We start from the raw sequence: 18,993 nt of genomic DNA, 5'->3' as shown, positions 1-18,993 counted from the left end.
GATGTTCTTGAAGAAAATCCTGATTGGAATATTGTCCATTTCATTTATGCATGAGCTGCCAATGGCTAATCCAAACTTTTCTTTAAAGTGTCTACCGCTCGCGGCGGTCTCTTTGCGGATTTAGTTGCAGAGATGGATTATCGCGTTGGACAGGTAATGCAGGCGGTAAAGGATGCTGGTGTTGAAGACAACACCATCTTCATTTTCAGTAGTGATAATGCTGGCGGCGGTGCAAGTCCTCAAGTTGGTGGGGCGACTAATGGGCCATTTCGCGGTAATTTTTTCAGCACGCCGTTTGAAGGAAGTATGCGCGTGCCTGCAATGATTCGTTGGCCGGGTCATGTTCCATCTGGCGTCGTTACTGAGGAAATGTTTGCTGCAGTGGATTGGATGCCAACAATCGCTGGCATGGTCGGCTCATCCAATTTGGTGCCAAAGGATAGACCGATCGATGGCGTGGATGCTTCGAATTTCATGTTAGGTAAGAGTAAAACGACTGGCCGCGATTTATATCCATTCTTTGGTATTGATGGTGAGTTGATGTCGATTAAGTGGAAAATCTATAAAACGATCTTCCGCTACGCAGAATCTCCTGAGTCAATTGGTAAGCCTTATGTGAAGCCGCAGATTCCGATGATTTATGACTTGAGTAGCGATCCGCATGAAGATAACAATCTTATGTACACGGATCTGACTCTAGGTTGGGTTTATGCCATGAATTTCAAATGGATTGATGGCTATGAGAAGAGTATTAAAGAGTACCCCAATATCAAAGTAGGTGAGGACTTTAAGGACTACCCTAAAAAGCAGGCATCTCTAATTAATGATTGAATTTAAAGTGAAGAGAACAGCAATGCTATTTAAACGCATTCTTATTGGAGTTTTGTCTGCCACGATGGTTGTGCCGGCTGCATTCGCCCAATCTACTTCAACCCCAAATCAAAAGAAACCAAATGTTGTATTCATATTGGCGGATAACGTTGGATATGGGGATCTGGGTTCTTATGGAGGCGGTGAGTTACGAGGTGCGCCTACACCACGTGCAGATGAATTGGCTAAAAGTGGATTGCGACTCACTCAATATTTGGTTGAGCCTGCTTGCACACCATCACGCGCTGCATTGATGACTGGGCAATACTCGATTCGCAATGGTTTGTCACTCGTTGCTGAGCCCGGGACGCTCAACACTCTTTCTAGTAAGGCCTACACAATGGGCCAGCTATTTAAGGATGCAGGTTATGCGACAGCTATCTTTGGTAAGTGGCATCTTGGAGGTGCGCCTCAAAGCCTGCCAGGTGCTCATGGCTTTGATCAGTACTATGGAATCCCTCCAGATACCTCTTGGGATTCTGCTGCATATGTGCAAATGGCAATGCAAACACACTCGTTTGGAAATGCTCCTGAGAAAGTTCTTTATGACAAAGGTCCGTGGATAAATCAGCAAAAGGGAAATGGACTGCTAGAACATGTGAAGCCATACACCATGGCTGGCAGTGCGTGCAGAAATTGACAATGAGCTCACTGATAAGTCGATTGCATTCATGAAGCAGCAAAATGCAGCTGGCAAACCATTCTTCCTTTATCTCCCATTTTCAATGGGGCATTCACCGAACCTCCCATCAAAGCAGTTTGCTGGAAAGTCTCGCATTGGTCAGTATGGAGACAAGATGATGGAAGGCGATTATCACGTTGGACAGGTAATGGATGCCCTCAAAGAAATGAATATAGAGGACAACACTATTCTTGTATTTGCGTCTGACAATGGTGGCACCGGCCAATACTTTATGAATTGGGATCGTCTGGGCTTGGGCGCGCCAGACATGGGATCGAACGGTCCGTTTCGCGGCGATCTCGGTGAGCCTACTGAGGGTGCTGTTCGTGTACCTTCTGCATTATTCGTTGGCCTGGTCATATAGCACCAGGAAGCACTTCGTATGCCATGTTCTCAACCATGGGCTTTATGCCGACCTTTGCCAATATTCTGGGTGCAAAGCTGCCGTCAGATCGCGCCATTGATGGAGTTAATCAGATAGATGTGCTGAATGGAAAAAGTACCGCAGGCAATCGCGAATCTTTGCTTACCTTTATTGGTCCTGATTTAGTGGCTGGGCGCTGGAAGCAGTGGAGATACTATTTCAAAGACATGGCACGAACAGGTACTGGGCAACAGATGGTTGGCGGTATCTATGCGAATGCTGCACCGATGTACTATCCAAAGTTCTACAATATTGAAATGGATCCACACGAAGATCTACAAATGACCCATTACGGATGGACTGCAGAGCCAATCTTTAAAGTGGTTCAGGAGTATTTGGCGTCTGTTAAAAAATTCCCTAATCCGCCACCTTCTAATGCGACTAATTTTTCACAGCCATTAGGAAAATAGAAGTTTTATCCTCAATTGAATTCACGAATTAAATAGAATGAATAAACCCAAAAGGACTCAACATGTATTGTTCGAGTCCTTTTTTCTCGTAATGCTATCGCTATTGCCGATAATGGCTCAGGCCAATACGCCAGTATGGCGGCCGTTCCTATGGCTACTGGCTGGTCTCTGGTGGCAATGCCATACTCCTATAGCGGTAGCGCAGATAAATCCAAAACATTCCAACACGGACAAAGTGTGAATGCTGGATTGAGCGCAAGAGAATCTTTTATGTTGATTCAGCTTGGATATGTCGCAGAGGAAAAGGTGCTTGGTGGCCAGCCTTATGTTGGTTTAGGTTGGGGGCCTGGTACAAACACCACAACGGCATCAGTTAGTGTTACCAATCCAAATGCGCAATTGAATCGCTCGAATACCAGTAACGGAAGTACCAATATTTATCCGCTAGCAAGCCTGACCTGGAATAAGGGAAATAACAATTTCAAAACCTATATCACTGGCGATATTCCCGTTGGCACCTATAGCCCAACGAGTTTATCTAGTATCGGTATCGGGCATGCGGCGATGGATATACCTATTTAAACAATACCACTGGCCTTGAGTTTTCTGGCATCTTTGGTGCGACGTATAACTGGCAAAACAATCAAACCAATTACAAAAACGGTATTGACTCACACTTAGATTGGTCTATTTCACAATTTGTATCTCAAAGCTGGTAAGTTGGTATTGCGGGTTATGTTTACTATCAATTAACTGCAGATACTGGCAGCGGAGATAACGATGGCGCCTTTAAATCACGCGTGTCTGCTGTTGGTCCACAGATCGGATATCTGTTTAATATTGGGGCCAAGCAGGCCTATATTAATGTTCGGGCCTATAAAGAGTTCTGGGCTCAAAATCGGGTCGAAGACTATGCGACTATTGCAACTGTCAGCATTCCTCTAGGAAAGTGATTTGATGAAAAGATTTCACTATCGTTTCCTGTATGCAGCTTTACTAGCGGCAATCACAATTGGTGCATATTTAGCCTGGAATACATTTTCTGCAAAACCTCAACAGGCAGCTCCGCAAATAATCTTGGGCGATGGGGCAAATGGACCTAAAGGCATGGCCTGGGTTCCTGGCGGTGAATTTCTGATGGGAAGCGATCACCAGAAGGCGCAGGCCAATGAGAAACCAACGCATAAAGTGAGGGTGGCCGGATTTTGGATGGACGCTACCCATGTCACAAATGACCAATTTGCACAATTTGTAAAAGCTACTAAATACAAAACTACGGCAGAGCAAGTTCCGGATTGGGAAACCATTCGTGTGCAGTTGCCACCTGGTACACCTAAGCCGCCAGCCTCGGTTTTTGTTCCAGGTGCAATGGTTTTTGTTGGCACCAAAGCGAAGGTTAATCTCAATGACTACTCGCAGTGGTGGGCATATGTTCCGGGCGCGAATTGGCGCCATCCGACCGGCCCCCAAAGCAATATCGACGGTAAGGGTGACCACCCAGTAGTGCAGGTGAGCTATGAAGATGTCTTGGCTTATGCAAAGTGGGTGGGCAAGCGTATACCTACTGAAGCTGAGTGGGAATTTGCCGCGCGCGGAGGACGCGGAGGATTGAATCAAGCGACGTATGTGTGGGGCGATCAGTTAGAGCAAGATGGTAAATTGCCAGCCAATATTTGGGATGTCAAAAAACAGGCATTTCCGGTAGTGAGTCCAAAGGCTGGTCTATTGGTACAAGTGCGGTTGGAACCTATCCTCAGAATGGGTATGGCCTGTTTGATATGACTGGCAATGCATGGCAATGGGTTGCTGATTGGTATCGCAAGGATTATTTTGCAATGCAGGCTAAAGAATTCGGCAATAGCGTTATTAATGATCCAAAAGGACCAGGTGACTCTAGCGCTCCGCTCCAGCTAATGTGCCTAAACGTGTAGTGCGTGGAGGCTCGTTCTTATGTAATGAAGACTACTGCCAGTCTTATCGTCCTAGCGCTCGGCGAGGCGCCGATCCTTATAGCCCAATGTCGCATTTAGGATTTCGCTTGGTAAAGGACGTCTTACCGCAAATGGGTTATGCCTGATGAAGCTCTGCTAACCACCTTCGGGTGGTTTTTTATTAGAAGCTTGCGGCTAAACCTATAGAGGTGCCGTGTACGTTTTGACCAAATTGGTAGCGGAACACTACGCGAATTCTAGTAAATATCGGATCAGATGCACTTCGATCCAACTCAATGCCAGTGCCGACAGATGAGAGTGAATTAAAGCCTAGTGCACCACGGAGATCCCCCAGAAATTCCGTATGAGCTAATTCAAACACCGCTCTTAATGGCCGATCCAAAAGAGTGATTGGTGTTGGAACACGACTGCGAGCCCAGATTGCAGCACTTTGAGAGTCTGCGGATCCTTTAACCGCTGTAGATGAATCAAATGTTTGCACTGGAATATTGGTGTAGCGCAATTCAATATCAATTTCTTGATCAGGCTTGTAGTTTTCATAATCCAGCATGACCGAACCACCAAGGCCATATGAGTTCATGCGGCCACCATTCAAAAATTGCATATCAACGCCAGTGCGATTTTGGATCACTCGTGAGGCAATTGATATATCGCTCTCTAAGTGACCTAGCATCACGTTGGCAATAGGTCTAAAACGCAATTCATTGGTAATAGGGAAGTCCCAGCCGATACCACCCGTACCAGTGATGCTGTTCCAGTGGACGGGAACGGTAACCGAGCTATTCCCAATGCCATCACTAAAGTTTGGATTGTATCGATTGATTGTCATGGTTCCCTCAAGGTAAAGGGGGAAATTGGCGCTTATACGGTCACCGCCACCCAAAGAGATCATTTGCAAATCAGAGTTATCGCCGCCGTTATTGCGTATAGAGAGCGATCCAGTGGTGACATCAGGCGTCAACGAATAGCCTGTAATCGTCATAAAGGCATCCGCTCTTTTCTTAAGGTAGTTATTTGCCGCGTTGTAGGGGGCAGATTGGGCATAAGCCTCTCCCAGGGTGATGCCCATCAGCACAGCGCAAGAAAAGAGAAGTCGGGATAGATAAAAATGCATTGGCATGAATTTTAGCTAATCATGTCCGTCGAGTTACGATATAGCCATGAAGATCTTGAACGCCCTGTACTTTTTCATTCTGGCCATTATTCAGGCGGGCTTGTTCCTGGGTGTTTATCACTATTACCGCTCCCAGGGATCCGTTAGGCCGAGCCCTTATTGGATGGGGTCGCTGTTAACGAGCATTCTTGCGCTCATTATTTTTGGAGCGGGCATTGTCACTATTACAGACGTTGCTAAACCAGAATTTAATTTCACTATTGCAAATTCGCTATTTTATATTGCCGCCATTTTGCAAGGTCTCTTCTGTAGGTCTCTAAATCGAGAGATCTCTAAGAAGATCACCATTATTTTTTTATAGCTTCCGCAGTCCTTTTTGCAATTACTCTTGAATTGTTACGTATTCATTCCAATTTTGAAATTCGCACTGCATTTATGTGCATTCTTACTAGCATCCTATATGCCTGGTAAATTATTGAATTAAAGACAAAACGAAAAGAGTCTCCATCGCGGCAATTGCTGTATTTGCAATTCGCCAGCACTGGAGAGTTGTTTTTTGCAATGGGGCGTCTGGCAATTCTCATTATTTCCTCGCTGGCCATACGTGAAGTAGAGCAAATCCCTCAGATATTGATTCTCTTTACGATTACGCAGCTGGTCAAGAATGCTTTGCCCTACATTGCCATCGGCGGTTATTGGGCAGAGCGTATAGCAGTTAGTAATGCTCAATCTAAAACGGAGAACCAAGAGATTAGGGCGCTACTGCAAGAGCGTGAAAACCTCATCAACTCATTGTTAAAAGCCAACAAGACAGCGGCTACCGGGGCTTTGTCAGCTTCTATTGCCCATGAGTTAAATCAGCCCTTGGGGGCGAGCAGCTTAAATATCCAGTTTTTACAAAAGAAATTAGCCGATGGTCAGATGGACCCTAAGCTCCAGGAAGAGGTCTTAAATACCTTGCTTGTCGACAATCAACGCGCGGCTAATATTATTCGCACCCTAAGATCTGTTTTTGCAGACGAGCGCATTGAAAGTGCTAACGTCGATTTAAGTCTTTTAATTAATGACGTGCTGAGTATTGCAAGGCCGGAGATTGTTTCAAAGCAAATAAAAGTGAGGCAATTGCTTCCATCAAACCTTGTTGTGCAAACAAATCGTAGCGAGATTCAACAAGTGCTATTGAATTTACTCAATAACGCTATTCAGGCCTTAGCAAGCTCTAAGCAGGCCGCCAAAGAAATTGTGATTGAAGGGCGCTTCACCGAGTCCGGCGTGGAATTGCTGATAATGGCGACGGTGTTCCTTTGCAGGCTCAGGCCAATTTATTTGAACTCTTAGCTGATAGTCAGAAGAAGGGCATGGGTTTATTAGGGCTTTGGTTATGCAAGCACATCGTCATGCGCCATGGTGGAACGATTCATTACGAACCCAATCTGCCAACTGGTGCAAGATTCATCATCCAACTTCCTGTTGCGTCTAAAGCAATCTAGTTTTAATCTACAGTTGCAACTATCTATTAGCTCTTAAGCTAATTGCCATTGAAGCATCCAAACATATCATTCAAAGTATTAAGTACTTTTTTAGGAATATTTAGATGAATATCAGGCTTACTCAAATTGCATTGGCAGCTTCATTGCTTTCTTCTGGGCTTTTGATGGCTGCTGGTGGGGGCGGTGTTATCGCTGATCCAGGCGCAATGCAGGGCAAAGATTTTGATAGCGTGCATCCTTCGTTGCAACGTCAGGCTATTCTGAATATGGGCTATGGCCTTTATGAAGTGGTGCCAGGAAAGATCTATCAAGTTCGCGGCTTTGACTTGGCCAATATTAGCTTTATCAAAACGAATTCTGGATGGATCGTATTTGATCCATTGACTGCTAAAGAAACTGCTCGCGCAGCACTTGAGCTTGTAAATGAAAAATTAGGCGAGCGACCAGTGGTTGCAGTGGTGTATTCACATTCACATGGGGATCACTTCGGTGGTGTGCGAGGCGTAGTGGATGAGGCGGATGTAAAAAGTGGCAAAGTCAAAGTTATTGCGCCTATCGGTTTTATGGACCATGCCGTGGCTGAGAATGTATATGCTGGCAATGCCATGACCCGTCGCATGTATTTTCAATATGGCGTCTTATTACCCCGCAGCCCATTTGGTCACGTTGACCAGTCAATTGGTAAAAATACAGCGGCCGGTAATCTAGGCTTAATCGAGCCTAACGTTTATATTACTCAGCCATACGACACTATGAACGTCGATGGCGTGGAGATGGAGTTCCAGAACACGCCTGGTACAGAAGCGCCTGCGGAGATGAATACCTATTTCCCGCAATTTAAAGCATTTTGGGCTGCTGAAAACATTACTGCGACGATTCACAATATCTACACCTTGCGTGGTGCCTTGGTGTGAGACTCTCTCGCTTGGTCTAAAAACATCAACAATGCTTTATATCGTTATGGCACACAAAGTGAAGTTATGTTTGCGTCACATAGCTGGCCACGCTGGGGTAATGAGCGCATTCAGGAAGTAATGCGCACCCAAAGAGATAGTTATGCACATTTACACAACGAAGTTTTGCATTTGGCTAACAATGAATGGCGTCACGATTAATGAGATTCAGAACGTCTATAAGCAACCAGACAGTCTCAAGAAGCAATGGGCGGCTCATAGCTATCACGGCTTAGAAGAGCACAACAGTCGCGCCGTCATTAACCGTTATCTTGGCTATTGGGATGCAAACCCTGCAACCTTGGCGCCGCTATCGCCTAGAGATTCTGCCCCTTTATATGTAGAGATGATGGGTGGATCTGGAAAGATTCTCGCCAAAGGCAGAGAGCTTTACAGGCAAGGTAAGTATCGCGAAGCAATGGAGATTGTGAATAAGCTGGTTTACGCACAACCTGACAATACTGCCGCTAAAGACTTACTGGCAGATATCTTTGAGCAAATTGGCTATCAAAAGGAAAGCCCCAGTATGCGCAATAGCTTCTTGGGTGCTGCCTATGAACTACGCCACGGTATGCCAACAGGCGCATCGCCAAAATCAAATGGCCCTGACATGATTAAAGCGATGAACACGGAGTTATGGCTCAATTCATTGGGAATCAGCTTGGATAGCAAGAAGGCTGCCGGTATGAACTTCACAATTAATTTATCTACCCCGGATAACGGTGAAAAGTTTATTGTGGAGATGAGCAATTCTGCGTTGACCAATATTAAAGGTCAGCAAGCCAAGAATCCAACGCTATCTATAACTCGGCATCGCAGTGATTTAGAGCGAGTGATGGGCGGTCAAACAACCTTTGAGCAATTGCAGGCTGAGGGTAAGGCGAAGTTTGATGGTGATCGCAAAGCTTTTGACCAACTCAAGAGTGCTCTCACTGTATTTAAGCCGGACTTTGAGTTAATGCCAGGTACTAAGTCTAAGCAGATACCAAAACCGGTCAATACAAAACCACAAGATCCATTTACTGCCCAAGAATTGGCAATTACTGCTGGAGAGTAAGGGCTTGAATAGGAAGGTTGATTGAGAAGGTTAAGAAAGAAATAAAAAAGGACTTGAAGAAGTCCTTTTTTATTGTGTGCAACGAATTAACTGCTCAGTAATTAATTGAGGGCCACCTGGAGTTTTGCATCCTTCGCCAACTTCGCCCACTGATTGCGATCTTTGGTGATGAACTTACTAAAGGCTGCCGGTGTGCCGCCACCGTCTTCTGCGCTAACCTCGGCCAATTTGGCTTGGATTTCAGGTTTACGTAGAACGGTATTTACGTCAGCGTTAATTTTGTCCACTATTTTTGGATCTAATTTTGCGGGACCCATCAAGCCGTACCAAGCGGTAGCTTCAAAACCAACATAACCCAATTGCTCCATGGTTGGCACGTTCGGGTAAGCTGGTGAGCGTTTTGTACGAGTTTGTGCCATTGGAATAACTTTGCCGCTTTGAATATGGGGCGTTGCTGCACCCATGGTTTCAAAGGTGTAGTTAATGTGACCGGCCATCAGATCTACTAATACGGGACTGCTACCTTTGTAAGGGATATGTAAAGCCTGTGTACCAGCCATATGCATAAAGAGTTCATAGGCCAGGTGTTGTGTGCTGCCATTGCCGGCTGAGCCAAAAGTCACCTTGCCTGGGTTCTGTTTCATGTAGGCAACGAGATCTTTTACATTTTTAGCGGGTGCATCGACATTGGCAATCAGAATGTTTGGTGTAATTCCCAATAGAACGATGGGTGTAAAGTCCGTGCTGGCGTTATAGGACATTTTTTGTCCTAAGGCCGGAATGGATGGACATTGCATTGACGTGAGCTAAGCCTAACGTGTATCCATCGGCAGGAGATTTGGCTACAAGATCAGCCGCAATCGTTCCAGCTGCACCGCCGCGATTATCAATAACAACTTGTTGACCCCACATTTGAGAGAGGTTGATTGCAATGACGCGTGCAATAGCGTCGGAGCCGCCAACGATGAGTTTGATCGGTTTATCGGGCCAGTTTGCTTGAGCAATAGCGGCTTGCGAAAATGTTAAGGTGCTCATTGCTAAGGCGATGCAAACCAATAGGCGAGAGCGGATAAGGCTCTTTAAATCGTGATGAATCATGAATTGTCTCCGAGGCGGATTGTTATATTTATTAAGCGGTTTACTTTAACCGAGAAATATCTCTTGGAGATTATTGAGGTAGCGTAAACCCTGATCAGTTGCCTTTAATTTAAGGGGGTTTTCATCCAGCAATCCCTTTTTACTGGCTTCAGCAATCCCTTTGCTGATAACGTTTAAAGGTAGGCCCGTACGCTCGCTAAAGGTATGGGTGTCGACACCATCAGTTAGTCGCAAGGTATTGAGCATGAACTCAAAGGGGAGATCTTGTGCGTTTATTTCTTTGGATTCTATTAAGGCATTGCCTTGAGTTTCCATCGCCTGCATATAGTTCTCTGGATGGCGCTCCCGCACCTGGCGGGTAATTTTTCCGGGGAAAGAAATCTTCCCATGCGCACCTGCGCCAATGCCAATGTAATCTCCGAAGCGCCAGTAGTTGAGATTGTGTTTGCACTCTTGATCTTTTTTGGCATACGCTGAAACTTCATAACGTTTGTACCCAGCTTTCTCAAGTAAGGCTAAGTTTTGCTCAAAGATGGCATCAATCTCATCATCACTTGGTAGCTTGGGTGGGAAGTTGGCAAAGTAAGTATTGGGTTCTAGTGTGAGGTTATAAAAAGACAGGTGTGGAGTATTGAAGGAGAGCGCAGTTTCTATATCGGCTTTAGCGGCCTCAAGAGTTTGATTGGGTAAGCCGTACATCAAGTCCAAATTCACCGACTTAAAGTGTTTTAAGGCAATATCAATCGCACGTTTTGCTTCGGCGCCATTATGGATACGACCCAGCGCCTTAAGTTGTTCATCTTGAAAGCTCTGAATACCCAAGGAGATTCGGTTAATGCCTGCCTTTGCAAAGCCCGCAAGCTTGTCTGTCTCTACAGAGCCTGGGTTTGCCTCCATCGTAATTTCAGCATCAGGCTCTAAAGTCACTCTGGCGCGAATGGCGGAAAGTAATTCATCCATACCCTCTGGTGAAAGTAGGCTTGGTGTACCGCCGCCAATAAAAATACTGTGGACATGCCGACCCCAAATATTGGGCAGCTCAGTTTCTAAATCTGTAATGAGTGCTTTGATATAGCGCTGCTCATCAAACCCCGCTTTACCAACTCCGTCTTTAATTTGATGAGAATTGAAATCACAATATGGACACTTCTTTTCACACCATGGGAAGTGAATGTACAGGGCCAGTGGCGGCAACGCGGTGAGCGAGACTGTATTGGGGCTACTGTTAATCACGATCAGAATCTTTAAGTGCGTGACTTCAATTGCACAATAAGCTCTCGCAAAGCTTGGCCGCGATGGCTAATGAGATTCTTTTGCGCAGGATCCAGTTGGGCTGCAGTGAGATTGAACTCAGGAATATAGAAGTGCGGGTCGTAGCCAAAACCATTCGACCCTTTGGGCTCCGCAATGATTTGCCCATGCCAGCGCGTTTGCACAATCAGTGGCTCAGGATCATTTGCACTAGTTACAAAGACGAGGGCGCATACATAATGCGCACCCCGATCTGCTTGGCCATTTAAGTCTGAAACAAGCTTTTGATTATTTGCGCCATCGTTTGCAGGCTCGCCTGCAAATCGTGCAGAGAACACGCCTGGCTTTCCGTCTAAGGCATGCGCGCAGATACCGGAGTCATCTGCCAGAGCGGGCAAGCCACTAGCAGAGCTAGCATGACGTGCTTTGGCTAAGGCATTTTCTACAAAAGTTAAATGAGGCTCTTCGGCTGACGGAATGTCTAATTCACCTTGCGTGATGACCTGAAAATTCAGTGGGGCTAAAAGCGCCTGAAATTCCTTCAGCTTGCCAGCATTGTTGGAGGCGAGAACAATTTTCTGCATCAATAGAATCGGTTATTTGAATGCGTCAATTTGTAACTGGGTCAATTCATGAATACCTTGTTCGGCAAGATCAATCAAGGCATTCAGTTCTGCTCTAGAGAAGGCTGCGCCTTCTGCTGTTCCTTGAACTTCAATGATGCCGCCTTTGCCAGTCATAACGACATTCATATCGGTATCGCAAGAAGAGTCTTCCGGATAGTCTAAATCTAATACAGGGGTGCCTTGATAGATGCCAACAGAAATTGCTGCAACGCTATCAATAATTGGATCTTGTTTTAGGGTGCCACTTTTGAGTAATTGATTCACTGCATCTCTTGCCGCAACATAGGCGCCCGTAATAGAGGCTGTGCGAGTGCCGCCGTCTGCTTGCAAAACGTCACAATCCAAATGAATGGTGCGCTCACCCAATATCTTCAGATCAAAAACACTGCGCATAGAGCGGCCAATGAGACGCTGAATTTCTTGTGTGCGACCAGATTGTTTGCCGCGGGCTGCTTCGCGATCACTGCGAGTGTGGGTAGAGCGGGGGAGCATGCCGTACTCCGCGGTAACCCAACCTTCACCTGAGCCTTTTTTATGTGGCGGAACCCTTTCCAAAATACTCGCCGTACAAAGCACCTTGGTATCGCCAAACGCGATTAGTACAGAACCTTCAGCATGTTTGGTAAAAGCCCTGGAAATAGTGACTGGTCTTAAGTCTTTTGGTTTACGACCGCTAGGACGGCTGATATTGGCTGTAGAGGGGCTGGTTTGGGTGCTCATGGGTCAAGTCCTAAAGGGTGGGCTGCAATTGGTCTGAAATTCGGTCTGTGCGTCTATAAAGAATCTACAATGTCCATATGATATCGAGCATGACTGGTTATGGCAGCGCTTCTCGCCAAGTCTCCCTAGGAGCGGGCGTAGTTGCTGATCTGCAGGTGGAATGTCGGGCTGTTAACAGCCGCTTTCTGGATTTGGGCTTTCGTCTTCCGGACGAGTGTCGTGGGGCCGAGCCTGCCTTGCGTGAGATGGCTACACAAAGCCTTTCTCGCGGCAAAGTTGAGTTTCGGGCTGCTTGGCGCGTAAACAGCGGGGCTGCTGGTGCCGCCAGGAGTAATCCGCATGCCCTCGGTGCAATTAATAAAGACCGCTTAGACGCACTTTATACCTTGCAAGAAAAGGCCCAGGATGCCTTTCCAAAGGCTCAAGAACTCAGCATTGCAGAAGTATTGCGTTGGCCTGGTGTTGTATCCGAGCCTAGAGGCGAAGAAGAGGGCTGGATGAGCGCAACGGTAGAGGCCGGTCGCGCTGCTTTGGCTGCTTTGATGGAAAGCCGTCATGCAGAAGGCAAGGCCTTGGTTGGCGTTCTGACCAATATCACTACCAAAATGTGGGAGATCGTTAAAACGATTGAACCCAAGGTACCGGTTTATGTAGCCCAGTATCAAGAAAAGCTGACTGAGCGCTTATCGGAAGCGTTGGCTGCACAAGAGCAGGCTAAATCTGGCGCAGAACTGATGGAGCGCATTCGTCAAGAGGTTGTTCTCTATGCGGTACGTATTGATGTTGCCGAAGAATTTGCGCGCCTCAAAACCCACCTACAGGCAGTAGATACTGCGCTGGCTGGCAAAGGCCCTGTAGGCAAGCGCTTAGACTTTTTGATGCAAGAGCTCAATCGTGAAGCTAACACCTTAAGCTCTAAATCTGTTTCTGAAGAGTGCACTCAAGCAGCGCTTGAGCTCAAGCTATTAATTGAGCAGATGCGCGAACAAGTTCAAAACTTAGAGTAATCCGTACAATTTACAAATGACCAGCCCCATCTCGACCCCCTCATACCAAGGCAGCATGTTGATGATTGTTGCGCCTTCTGGTGCAGGCAAATCTTCGCTAGTGAGTGCATTGCTAAAAGATGATGCTGGACTCAAACTTTCTTTATCCACTACTACACGTGCGCCAAGACCAGGTGAAGTAGATGGCAAGGACTATCGCTTTGCTAGCAAAGAAGAGTTTATTAGCGAAAGAGATCAAGGGTACTTTTTGGAGTGGGCAGAAGTGCACGGCCATTTTTATGGCACTTCAAAACCTTGGATCGAATCTCAAATGCAAGCAGGTAGCGATGTCATGTTGGAGATCGATTGGCAGGGCGCACAACAAATACGCAAAATTATTCCAGCGGTGCAATGGACCTTTATTTTCCCGCCATCTATTGAGGCTTTAGAAGAGCGCCTACGCAAACGTGGTCAGGATGATGAGGCGACGATTCAGCGCCGATTGGCGGCTGCCCATGTAGAGTTATTGCATGCCCATGAGGCTGATTACATCGTGGTAAATGACTCCTTTGATCAGGCCTTGGTAGACCTGAAGCATATTTTGGCCTCCAGCCGCCTGCGCTCAGGGCCCAGTATGGCTAGAAACCCAGCCCTTTTAAAGCGACTCGGGGTCTAATCAGTTATCCTATAGGTATTGAAGCTAAATTAAGTGAGTTCCGCATGGCCCGTATTACTGTAGAAGATTGCCTTAAAACCATCCCAAATCGTTTTGAATTAGTTTTGGCTGCGACTTATCGCGCTCGCCAATTAGTTCAAGGTCACTCTCCACGCGTTGAGTCAAGAGACAAAGCCACTGTAGTTGCCTTACGTGAAGTTGCAGCTGGCGTGACTGACCGTGACATGTTGACCAAAGTTCCTTTGTAATTTAGGAGTTCCGGTGTGGAGCTCCCTTTAGGAACAACCAAAACATCGGAATTAGTAGTAGGAGGGGTCTCGTCCACCGAGGCCTCGCTTGGAACCCTCCAGGCAGATCTGTTGGACTCTCCATCAGACTCAGATACTCAAGGCGGTAAAAAATCGATCATTGCGTCTTTATTGGCGCAATCGAGTCGTCATTTGTTCGGCCCCACTTCGGCTCCGAGCACACCCTTAAAACATCAAGTTGTTTCTATTGAAGGTTTGATTTCTAAACTGAGCTATCTCAAGCCAGAAGAAATTGCGCAAGTTAAAAAAGCTTTTCAGTTCTCAGATGCTGCACATCTGGGTCAGTATCGCCATAGTGGCGAGCCTTACATTACTCACCCTGTAGCCGTGGCTGAGCTCTGCGCCACCTGGCGTCTTGACGCACCATCGATCATGGCTGCATTGCTGCATGACGTGATTGAAGATACGGGCTGCACCAAAGCCGATTTAGTAGAGAAGTTTGGCACCAAGGTCGCTGAGCTCGTTGAGGGCCTTACTAAGCTTGATAAATTAGAGTTTCAGAGTCATGCAGAGGCGCAAGCAGAGAGCTTTCGCAAGATGTTTATGGCAATGGCCCGTGACGTGCGGGTTATTTTGGTCAAGCTGGCTGATCGCACGCACAATATGCGCACCTTGGATGCCGTACCCATGGCCAAGCGCCGTAGGGTAGCTGCTGAAACAATTGAGATCTACGCACCCATCGCCCATCGTTTTGGCCTTAACGTTATTTATCGCGACTTACAAGATCTGAGCTTTCGCTATTCCATGCCCATGCGTTTTCGGGTTATCGAAAGCGCTGTTAAACGGGCGCGTGGCAATCGCAAGGAGATGGTCGAAAAGATTTTGCAAGCCTCACGTATGGCTTTTGCAAAAGCCAACCTCGATGTTGATTTGCGCGGACGTGAAAAAACCTTATTCAGCATTTACACCAAAATGCGCAATAAGCATCTCAGTTTTTCTCAGGTGCTTGATGTATATGCATTCCGTGTAACGGTCGGCAGTATTGATGAGTGCTATCTATCGCGCTCTAGGAAGCAAGTTTAAGGATTACATTGCTATCCCTAAGCTCAATGGCTATCAGTCATTGCACACCACCTTGTTGGGGCCTTCTGGCGTTCCTGTGGAGTTTCAAATCCGTACAACCGATATGCATGCGGTCGCGGAGGCGGGTGTAGCGGCTCACTGGGCTTATAAGGATGGTTCTCCTGATATGAGTGAGGTGCAAAACCGCGCTCATCAGTGGTTGCAATCTTTGATCGATATTCAGGATAGTAGCGGCGACTCTCAGGAGTTCTTGGAGCATGTGAAGATTGATTTGTTCCCGGATGCGGTATATGTGTTTACGCCAACTGGACAAATTCGCGCTCTACCAAGAGGTGCTACCGCTCTAGACTTTGCTTACTCCATTCATAGTGACCTCGGAAATACCTGTGTCGCCGTCAAAATTAACGGCTTGCAGTTGCCATTACGCAGTGAGCTAAAAAACAGCGACATTATTGAGGTGATTACCTCAGCTAGCTCACAACCGAATCCAGGTTGGTTAGCATTTGTACGCACCGGTAAAGCGCGTGCCTCAATTCGCCACTCATTAAAAACAAAACATTATTCAGAGTCTCTCCAATTAGGCGAAAGACTCTTGGTCAACGGCCTACGCCAACAAGGGGTTGATGCGGCGCTATTGACCCCAGAGATTTGGGAAAAGCTGATGCACTGGACGGGCGATAAAACTCGCGAAGAAGCTTGCGTCAATATTGCTTTAGGTCGTCACTCGCCTCAAGAGTTGGCAATTCGTCTTAAGATTTTGATTGACGATGAGGGCGGCTCAGAGCAAATGCGCCTTGGTGCGGCTGACTGGGTGGCGCCTAATCAGGAGATGAATCACCATCAGCGTCAAGCCATTCTGGTGGATGGCTGCGAAGGGAACTCCATCCACTTTCAGAGCTGCTGTCATCCCATCCCTGGCGACAACATCATCGGCTATTTAGGTAAGGGCGAGGGACTGCAGGTTCACACCAATGATTGCCCAATCGCTTTGCGCATGCTTTCTAAAGATAATGACAAGTGGGTCGAGGTCGAGTGGGGCAAAGATGTTAATCGCGAGTTCGAGGTGGATCTTGCAATCGATACCCGTCAGGGTAAGGGTGTATTGGCACGCGTTGCTAGCAGCGTCACTTCGGCAGACCCCAACATCATGAATGTATCGATGGATGACCGTTTTAAAGAAGATTCAGTCACGATTCGATTTACCATTCAGGTCTACGATCGTTTGCATCTCTCTAAGGTAATGCGTAGTCTGCGTACCAATCCAGATGTGATGCGCGTTACGCGTACTAGAGCTACCTAGTAAAAACTAAAATCAAGCTAAAAATACGCAAACCCTACAGATATTGAACGTCTAGGATTTCAATTTCACAAGGGCCGGTTGGCGTTTGGATAAATACGCAGTCACCAATTCTTGCTTTGATCAATGCCTTGGTAATGGGTGATACCCAACTGACATGTCCTTTGTCGAGATCCACTTCATCCACGCCAACAATAGTGATGCTGGTCTCTTTTCCGCTCTCTGGGCCGTCCAGCGGGGTGTAGGTGACGGTAGCGCCAAAGAAGACCTGGTCGGCATCAGATCCCCCGGATTTTCGGGCTGAATTATCGACAACCACAGCAAATTCCAGGCGTTTATTGAGGAAGCGAATCCGCCGATCTATCTCCCGAAGGCGCTTTTTTCCATAGATATAGTCGCCATTTTTAGAGCGGTCGGGTCGCCGTTGCTGGCTGCCCAGTGAGCCACCTTTACAACCTCGGGCCGATCAAGGTTTAGGAGCTGTAGGAGCTCACTTTTGATGCGTTCGTGACCAGCGGGTGTGATGTAGTTCTTCTCTTCCATGGCATAATTATGACTGTTGCGGCTGTAGCTCAGCTGGATAGAGTACTTGGCTACGAACCAAGGGGTCGTGGGTTCAATTCCTGCCAGCCGCACCATCTCATACAGGGCCTAGTTGAAAAACTAGGCCCTTTTTCTTTTTTGGCGTTTTTTATATCTTTCACACAGAGCCCTTATAGTTTGTCTATGAGTATTTCTACAGCCATTTCCCCTGTTTCAGAGTCCCCGGTTGCGGTTTGGTCCCAGCCAGACAACGCGACTGCAAAAGTGACTCTGAGCGGGACCGTAAATGTCTATTCATTGGGTGGCACGTGGTCTCACATTCGTGAATCGCAAGATGCCTGGTTAAAGCAAGGCGACCCAAAAAGTAAATCATTAGTTTTTGATGCATCTCAAGTTGCTTCTTTAGATGGTGCCGGCATTGCATTCTTGATCGGCGTTCAGGAGGCGCAGCAAAAGGCTGGCGCTAAATTTGAAGTGCAGGGCCTTGATACTCGCTATCAGCCATTGCTTAAAGAATTTGATCCGATTGCAAATTTATTCCCGGCTCCAGTAGAAAAGCCCAAAAGAAGTTTTGTGGTCAGCGCTGGTATGGCTACGCAAAATCTATTAGATGATGCCAAAGGCTTAATCACATTTACGGGGCATCTAGCAGCAGACTTAGTTTGGTCTATTCGTCACATTAAACAAGTGCGTTGGGGTGATTTTGTGAATGCCGCAGTAGAGGCGGGGATTGCAGCCTTACCAATCATTGGTTTGGTTTCCTTTTTGATCGGTGTGATTCTGTCCTTTCAGGCGGCTATTGGCATGAAGCAGTTTGGGGCAACCACCTTTGTAGGCCCCCTGGCAGCACTTGGGATTGTTCGTGAGATGGGCCCTTTAATCACCGCCATCTTATTGGCTGACCGTTCATCCGCTGCGTTTGCTGCAGAAATTGGCACGATGACAGTCAACAGCGAAGTGGATGCCTTGGTAACCCGGCGGCCTTAGTCCGATTCGATTCTTGGTGGTGCCAAGGGTGTTGGCCGGCATTTTGGTTGCGCCCATCTTAACTCTTTTTGCAGACATCGTGAGCGTTATCGCATCGATGCTAACGATGTTAATTTATGGCATTCCATTTATTAACTTTTACAACGGCATGATTAGTGCGGTTGATGTGGAAGACGTGCTTTCCGGTTTAGTAAAGGCGACGATGTTTGGTGTCGTTGTTTCGGCGATGGGATGCTTGAGGGGTATGCAGACAGGAACCGGGGCAGCTGCCGTAGGTATCTCTGCAACCCGTGCTGTGGTTAGCAGTATTGTGATGATTGTGATTGTTGACGGCATCTTCGCCGTTATTTCCTACAAGACGGGTTTCTGATGAATACACCAGTTACCACTCCAGCAAGCACATGCGCCATTGATGTAAAAAATCTTACCGTAGGGTATGGATCCAATGTACTGATGAAGGATCTCAACTTCACAGTGAATAACGGCGAGATCTTTGTGATTTTATGAACTTTGCCCCACGCGCAAT

General features: G+C 46.9%; 23 protein-coding genes, 1 tRNA gene and 4 pseudogenes. 21 read left to right on the top strand and 7 right to left on the bottom strand.

Annotated elements, in window-relative coordinates; all coding sequences use genetic code 11:
* The first annotated feature begins 87 nt into the window (after nucleotides 1–87).
* The 7 genes and pseudogenes from DXE27_RS08550 to DXE27_RS08515 all read left to right on the top strand — a co-directional run bounded on the left by DXE27_RS08550 (nucleotide 88) and on the right by DXE27_RS08515 (nucleotide 4,463).
* On the top strand, nucleotides 88–831 hold the full coding sequence (locus DXE27_RS08550) for a sulfatase-like hydrolase/transferase (protein ID WP_128113622.1): 744 nt from the start codon (nucleotides 88–90) through the stop codon (nucleotides 829–831).
* Complete coding sequence (locus DXE27_RS08545; protein WP_128113621.1) at nucleotides 824–1,510, top strand: sulfatase-like hydrolase/transferase; 687 nt, start codon at nucleotides 824–826, stop codon at nucleotides 1,508–1,510. The genes DXE27_RS08550 and DXE27_RS08545 overlap by 8 nt, the downstream gene beginning before the upstream one ends.
* Nucleotides 1,494–1,916, top strand: coding sequence for a sulfatase-like hydrolase/transferase (locus DXE27_RS08540; RefSeq protein ID WP_128113620.1), 423 nt, complete (start codon nucleotides 1,494–1,496; stop codon nucleotides 1,914–1,916). Before DXE27_RS08545 ends, DXE27_RS08540 begins: the two co-directional genes overlap by 17 nt.
* A 23-nt stretch (nucleotides 1,917–1,939) precedes the next feature.
* Nucleotides 1,940–2,386 carry an alkaline phosphatase family protein gene (locus tag DXE27_RS08535; RefSeq protein ID WP_128113619.1) on the top strand — a complete coding sequence of 149 codons (447 nt, stop codon included), beginning with the start codon at nucleotides 1,940–1,942 and terminating at the stop codon, nucleotides 2,384–2,386.
* A gap of 135 nt (nucleotides 2,387–2,521) precedes the next feature.
* The gene (locus DXE27_RS08530) at nucleotides 2,522–2,968 is read left to right on the top strand and encodes a transporter family protein (protein ID WP_128113618.1); all 447 of its coding nucleotides are present in this window, start codon (nucleotides 2,522–2,524) and stop codon (nucleotides 2,966–2,968) included.
* A gap of 29 nt (nucleotides 2,969–2,997) precedes the next feature.
* A pseudogene (locus tag DXE27_RS10480) lies at nucleotides 2,998–3,339 on the top strand (transporter).
* Nucleotides 3,340–3,343: 4 nt separating this feature from the next.
* Nucleotides 3,344–4,463: pseudogene (locus DXE27_RS08515) on the top strand (formylglycine-generating enzyme family protein).
* 35 nt (nucleotides 4,464–4,498) lie between these two features.
* Here the strand turns inward: DXE27_RS08515 and DXE27_RS08510 are convergent.
* On the bottom strand, nucleotides 4,499–5,458 hold the full coding sequence (locus tag DXE27_RS08510; protein WP_231969757.1) for a hypothetical protein: 960 nt from the start codon (nucleotides 5,456–5,458) through the stop codon (nucleotides 4,499–4,501).
* Between the two features lie 40 nt (nucleotides 5,459–5,498).
* Here DXE27_RS08510 and DXE27_RS09360 point away from each other — a divergent pair, with 40 nt between their 5' ends.
* The 6 genes from DXE27_RS09360 (at nucleotide 5,499) to DXE27_RS09895 (ending at nucleotide 8,952) form a co-directional block, all read left to right on the top strand.
* Nucleotides 5,499–5,813 carry a hypothetical protein gene (locus tag DXE27_RS09360; protein WP_197712380.1) on the top strand — a complete coding sequence of 105 codons (315 nt, stop codon included), beginning with the start codon at nucleotides 5,499–5,501 and terminating at the stop codon, nucleotides 5,811–5,813.
* A 164-nt stretch (nucleotides 5,814–5,977) separates the two neighbouring features.
* Nucleotides 5,978–6,790: a sensor histidine kinase gene (locus tag DXE27_RS09355; RefSeq protein ID WP_231969756.1), complete on the top strand. Its 813-nt coding sequence runs from the start codon at nucleotides 5,978–5,980 to the stop codon at nucleotides 6,788–6,790.
* The gene (locus DXE27_RS09350; RefSeq protein WP_197712378.1) at nucleotides 6,757–6,942 is read left to right on the top strand and encodes a HAMP domain-containing histidine kinase; all 186 of its coding nucleotides are present in this window, start codon (nucleotides 6,757–6,759) and stop codon (nucleotides 6,940–6,942) included. Before DXE27_RS09355 ends, DXE27_RS09350 begins: the two co-directional genes overlap by 34 nt.
* Nucleotides 6,943–7,046: 104 nt before the next feature.
* Nucleotides 7,047–7,856 (top strand): MBL fold metallo-hydrolase, encoded by an 810-nt coding sequence (locus tag DXE27_RS09900; protein ID WP_231969755.1) that lies wholly within the window; start codon nucleotides 7,047–7,049, stop codon nucleotides 7,854–7,856.
* A 66-nt stretch (nucleotides 7,857–7,922) separates the two neighbouring features.
* Nucleotides 7,923–8,057: a hypothetical protein gene (locus DXE27_RS10160; protein ID WP_269459819.1), complete on the top strand. Its 135-nt coding sequence runs from the start codon at nucleotides 7,923–7,925 to the stop codon at nucleotides 8,055–8,057.
* The gene (locus tag DXE27_RS09895; protein WP_231969754.1) at nucleotides 7,999–8,952 is read left to right on the top strand and encodes an alkyl sulfatase dimerization domain-containing protein; all 954 of its coding nucleotides are present in this window, start codon (nucleotides 7,999–8,001) and stop codon (nucleotides 8,950–8,952) included. Before DXE27_RS10160 ends, DXE27_RS09895 begins: the two co-directional genes overlap by 59 nt.
* A 101-nt stretch (nucleotides 8,953–9,053) precedes the next feature.
* Here the strand turns inward: DXE27_RS09895 and DXE27_RS08495 are convergent, their stop codons facing one another.
* The 5 genes from DXE27_RS08495 to rph are packed head-to-tail and all read right to left on the bottom strand — an operon-like array spanning nucleotide 9,054 to nucleotide 12,647.
* Complete coding sequence (locus DXE27_RS08495) at nucleotides 9,054–9,749, bottom strand: Bug family tripartite tricarboxylate transporter substrate binding protein (RefSeq protein ID WP_128113617.1); 696 nt, start codon at nucleotides 9,747–9,749, stop codon at nucleotides 9,054–9,056.
* Nucleotides 9,703–10,050 carry a Bug family tripartite tricarboxylate transporter substrate binding protein gene (locus DXE27_RS10155; protein ID WP_128113616.1) on the bottom strand — a complete coding sequence of 116 codons (348 nt, stop codon included), beginning with the start codon at nucleotides 10,048–10,050 and terminating at the stop codon, nucleotides 9,703–9,705. Before DXE27_RS10155 ends, DXE27_RS08495 begins: the two co-directional genes overlap by 47 nt.
* Before the next feature lie 45 nt (nucleotides 10,051–10,095).
* Nucleotides 10,096–11,283, bottom strand: coding sequence for a radical SAM family heme chaperone HemW (gene hemW, locus DXE27_RS08485; protein WP_128113615.1), 1,188 nt, complete (start codon nucleotides 11,281–11,283; stop codon nucleotides 10,096–10,098).
* Between the two features lie 11 nt (nucleotides 11,284–11,294).
* Nucleotides 11,295–11,885 (bottom strand): RdgB/HAM1 family non-canonical purine NTP pyrophosphatase, encoded by a 591-nt coding sequence (gene rdgB / locus DXE27_RS08480; protein ID WP_128113753.1) that lies wholly within the window; start codon nucleotides 11,883–11,885, stop codon nucleotides 11,295–11,297.
* A 12-nt stretch (nucleotides 11,886–11,897) separates the two neighbouring features.
* Nucleotides 11,898–12,647 carry a ribonuclease PH gene (gene rph / locus DXE27_RS08475; protein ID WP_128113614.1) on the bottom strand — a complete coding sequence of 250 codons (750 nt, stop codon included), beginning with the start codon at nucleotides 12,645–12,647 and terminating at the stop codon, nucleotides 11,898–11,900.
* Between the two features lie 77 nt (nucleotides 12,648–12,724).
* On the opposite strand from rph, the gene DXE27_RS08470 reads away from it, so the two are divergent.
* The 4 genes and pseudogenes from DXE27_RS08470 to DXE27_RS08455 all read left to right on the top strand — a co-directional run bounded on the left by DXE27_RS08470 (nucleotide 12,725) and on the right by DXE27_RS08455 (nucleotide 16,940).
* On the top strand, nucleotides 12,725–13,654 hold the full coding sequence (locus tag DXE27_RS08470) for a YicC/YloC family endoribonuclease (protein WP_128113613.1): 930 nt from the start codon (nucleotides 12,725–12,727) through the stop codon (nucleotides 13,652–13,654).
* Nucleotides 13,655–13,670: 16 nt separating this feature from the next.
* On the top strand, nucleotides 13,671–14,309 hold the full coding sequence (gmk, locus tag DXE27_RS08465) for a guanylate kinase (protein WP_128113612.1): 639 nt from the start codon (nucleotides 13,671–13,673) through the stop codon (nucleotides 14,307–14,309).
* 44 nt (nucleotides 14,310–14,353) lie between these two features.
* A complete protein-coding gene (rpoZ, locus tag DXE27_RS08460; protein WP_011902918.1) occupies nucleotides 14,354–14,557 on the top strand; it encodes a DNA-directed RNA polymerase subunit omega in 204 nt (67 codons plus the stop codon).
* Nucleotides 14,558–14,665: 108 nt separating this feature from the next.
* A pseudogene (locus DXE27_RS08455) lies at nucleotides 14,666–16,940 on the top strand (RelA/SpoT family protein).
* 34 nt (nucleotides 16,941–16,974) lie between these two features.
* Here DXE27_RS08455 and greB read toward each other — a convergent pair.
* Nucleotides 16,975–17,480, bottom strand: a pseudogene (gene greB / locus DXE27_RS08450) (transcription elongation factor GreB).
* Nucleotides 17,481–17,498: 18 nt separating this feature from the next.
* Between greB and DXE27_RS08445 the strand changes: the two are divergent.
* The 4 genes from DXE27_RS08445 (at nucleotide 17,499) to DXE27_RS08980 (ending at nucleotide 18,974) form a co-directional block, all read left to right on the top strand.
* Nucleotides 17,499–17,575 (top strand) — tRNA-Arg (locus DXE27_RS08445).
* Between the two features lie 88 nt (nucleotides 17,576–17,663).
* Nucleotides 17,664–18,467: an ABC transporter permease gene (locus tag DXE27_RS10150; protein ID WP_197712377.1), complete on the top strand. Its 804-nt coding sequence runs from the start codon at nucleotides 17,664–17,666 to the stop codon at nucleotides 18,465–18,467.
* Between the two features lie 28 nt (nucleotides 18,468–18,495).
* On the top strand, nucleotides 18,496–18,837 hold the full coding sequence (locus tag DXE27_RS10145) for an MlaE family ABC transporter permease (RefSeq protein WP_197712376.1): 342 nt from the start codon (nucleotides 18,496–18,498) through the stop codon (nucleotides 18,835–18,837).
* Nucleotides 18,837–18,974 carry a hypothetical protein gene (locus DXE27_RS08980; protein WP_172457082.1) on the top strand — a complete coding sequence of 46 codons (138 nt, stop codon included), beginning with the start codon at nucleotides 18,837–18,839 and terminating at the stop codon, nucleotides 18,972–18,974. Before DXE27_RS10145 ends, DXE27_RS08980 begins: the two co-directional genes overlap by 1 nt.
* Nucleotides 18,975–18,993 lie beyond the last annotated feature (19 nt).

The sequence above is a fragment of the Polynucleobacter necessarius genome (genome assembly GCF_900096755.1).
GTDB lineage: Bacteria > Pseudomonadota > Gammaproteobacteria > Burkholderiales > Burkholderiaceae > Polynucleobacter > Polynucleobacter necessarius_K.
The sequence above is the reverse complement of the archived record's forward strand: the minus strand, read 5'-3'. Positions and strand labels throughout refer to the sequence as shown.

Coding starts and splice junctions, on each gene's coding strand:
- DXE27_RS10160 (WP_269459819.1), top strand. CDS start 7,923: ATGTTTGCGTCACATAGCTGGCCACGCTGGGGTAATGAGCGCATTCAG.
- DXE27_RS09900 (WP_231969755.1), top strand. CDS start 7,047: ATGAATATCAGGCTTACTCAAATTGCATTGGCAGCTTCATTGCTTTCT.
- DXE27_RS08470 (WP_128113613.1), top strand. CDS start 12,725: ATGATATCGAGCATGACTGGTTATGGCAGCGCTTCTCGCCAAGTCTCC.
- rdgB (WP_128113753.1), bottom strand. CDS start 11,885: ATGCAGAAAATTGTTCTCGCCTCCAACAATGCTGGCAAGCTGAAGGAA.
- DXE27_RS08535 (WP_128113619.1), top strand. CDS start 1,940: ATGTTCTCAACCATGGGCTTTATGCCGACCTTTGCCAATATTCTGGGT.
- gmk (WP_128113612.1), top strand. CDS start 13,671: ATGACCAGCCCCATCTCGACCCCCTCATACCAAGGCAGCATGTTGATG.
- DXE27_RS08495 (WP_128113617.1), bottom strand. CDS start 9,749: ATGCAATGTCCATCCATTCCGGCCTTAGGACAAAAAATGTCCTATAAC.
- DXE27_RS10150 (WP_197712377.1), top strand. CDS start 17,664: ATGAGTATTTCTACAGCCATTTCCCCTGTTTCAGAGTCCCCGGTTGCG.
- DXE27_RS08980 (WP_172457082.1), top strand. CDS start 18,837: ATGAATACACCAGTTACCACTCCAGCAAGCACATGCGCCATTGATGTA.
- DXE27_RS08510 (WP_231969757.1), bottom strand. CDS start 5,458: ATGCCAATGCATTTTTATCTATCCCGACTTCTCTTTTCTTGCGCTGTG.
- DXE27_RS10155 (WP_128113616.1), bottom strand. CDS start 10,050: ATGATTCATCACGATTTAAAGAGCCTTATCCGCTCTCGCCTATTGGTT.
- DXE27_RS08545 (WP_128113621.1), top strand. CDS start 824: ATGATTGAATTTAAAGTGAAGAGAACAGCAATGCTATTTAAACGCATT.
- DXE27_RS09895 (WP_231969754.1), top strand. CDS start 7,999: ATGCACATTTACACAACGAAGTTTTGCATTTGGCTAACAATGAATGGC.
- rph (WP_128113614.1), bottom strand. CDS start 12,647: ATGAGCACCCAAACCAGCCCCTCTACAGCCAATATCAGCCGTCCTAGC.
- DXE27_RS09360 (WP_197712380.1), top strand. CDS start 5,499: ATGAAGATCTTGAACGCCCTGTACTTTTTCATTCTGGCCATTATTCAG.
- DXE27_RS08530 (WP_128113618.1), top strand. CDS start 2,522: ATGGCGGCCGTTCCTATGGCTACTGGCTGGTCTCTGGTGGCAATGCCA.
- rpoZ (WP_011902918.1), top strand. CDS start 14,354: ATGGCCCGTATTACTGTAGAAGATTGCCTTAAAACCATCCCAAATCGT.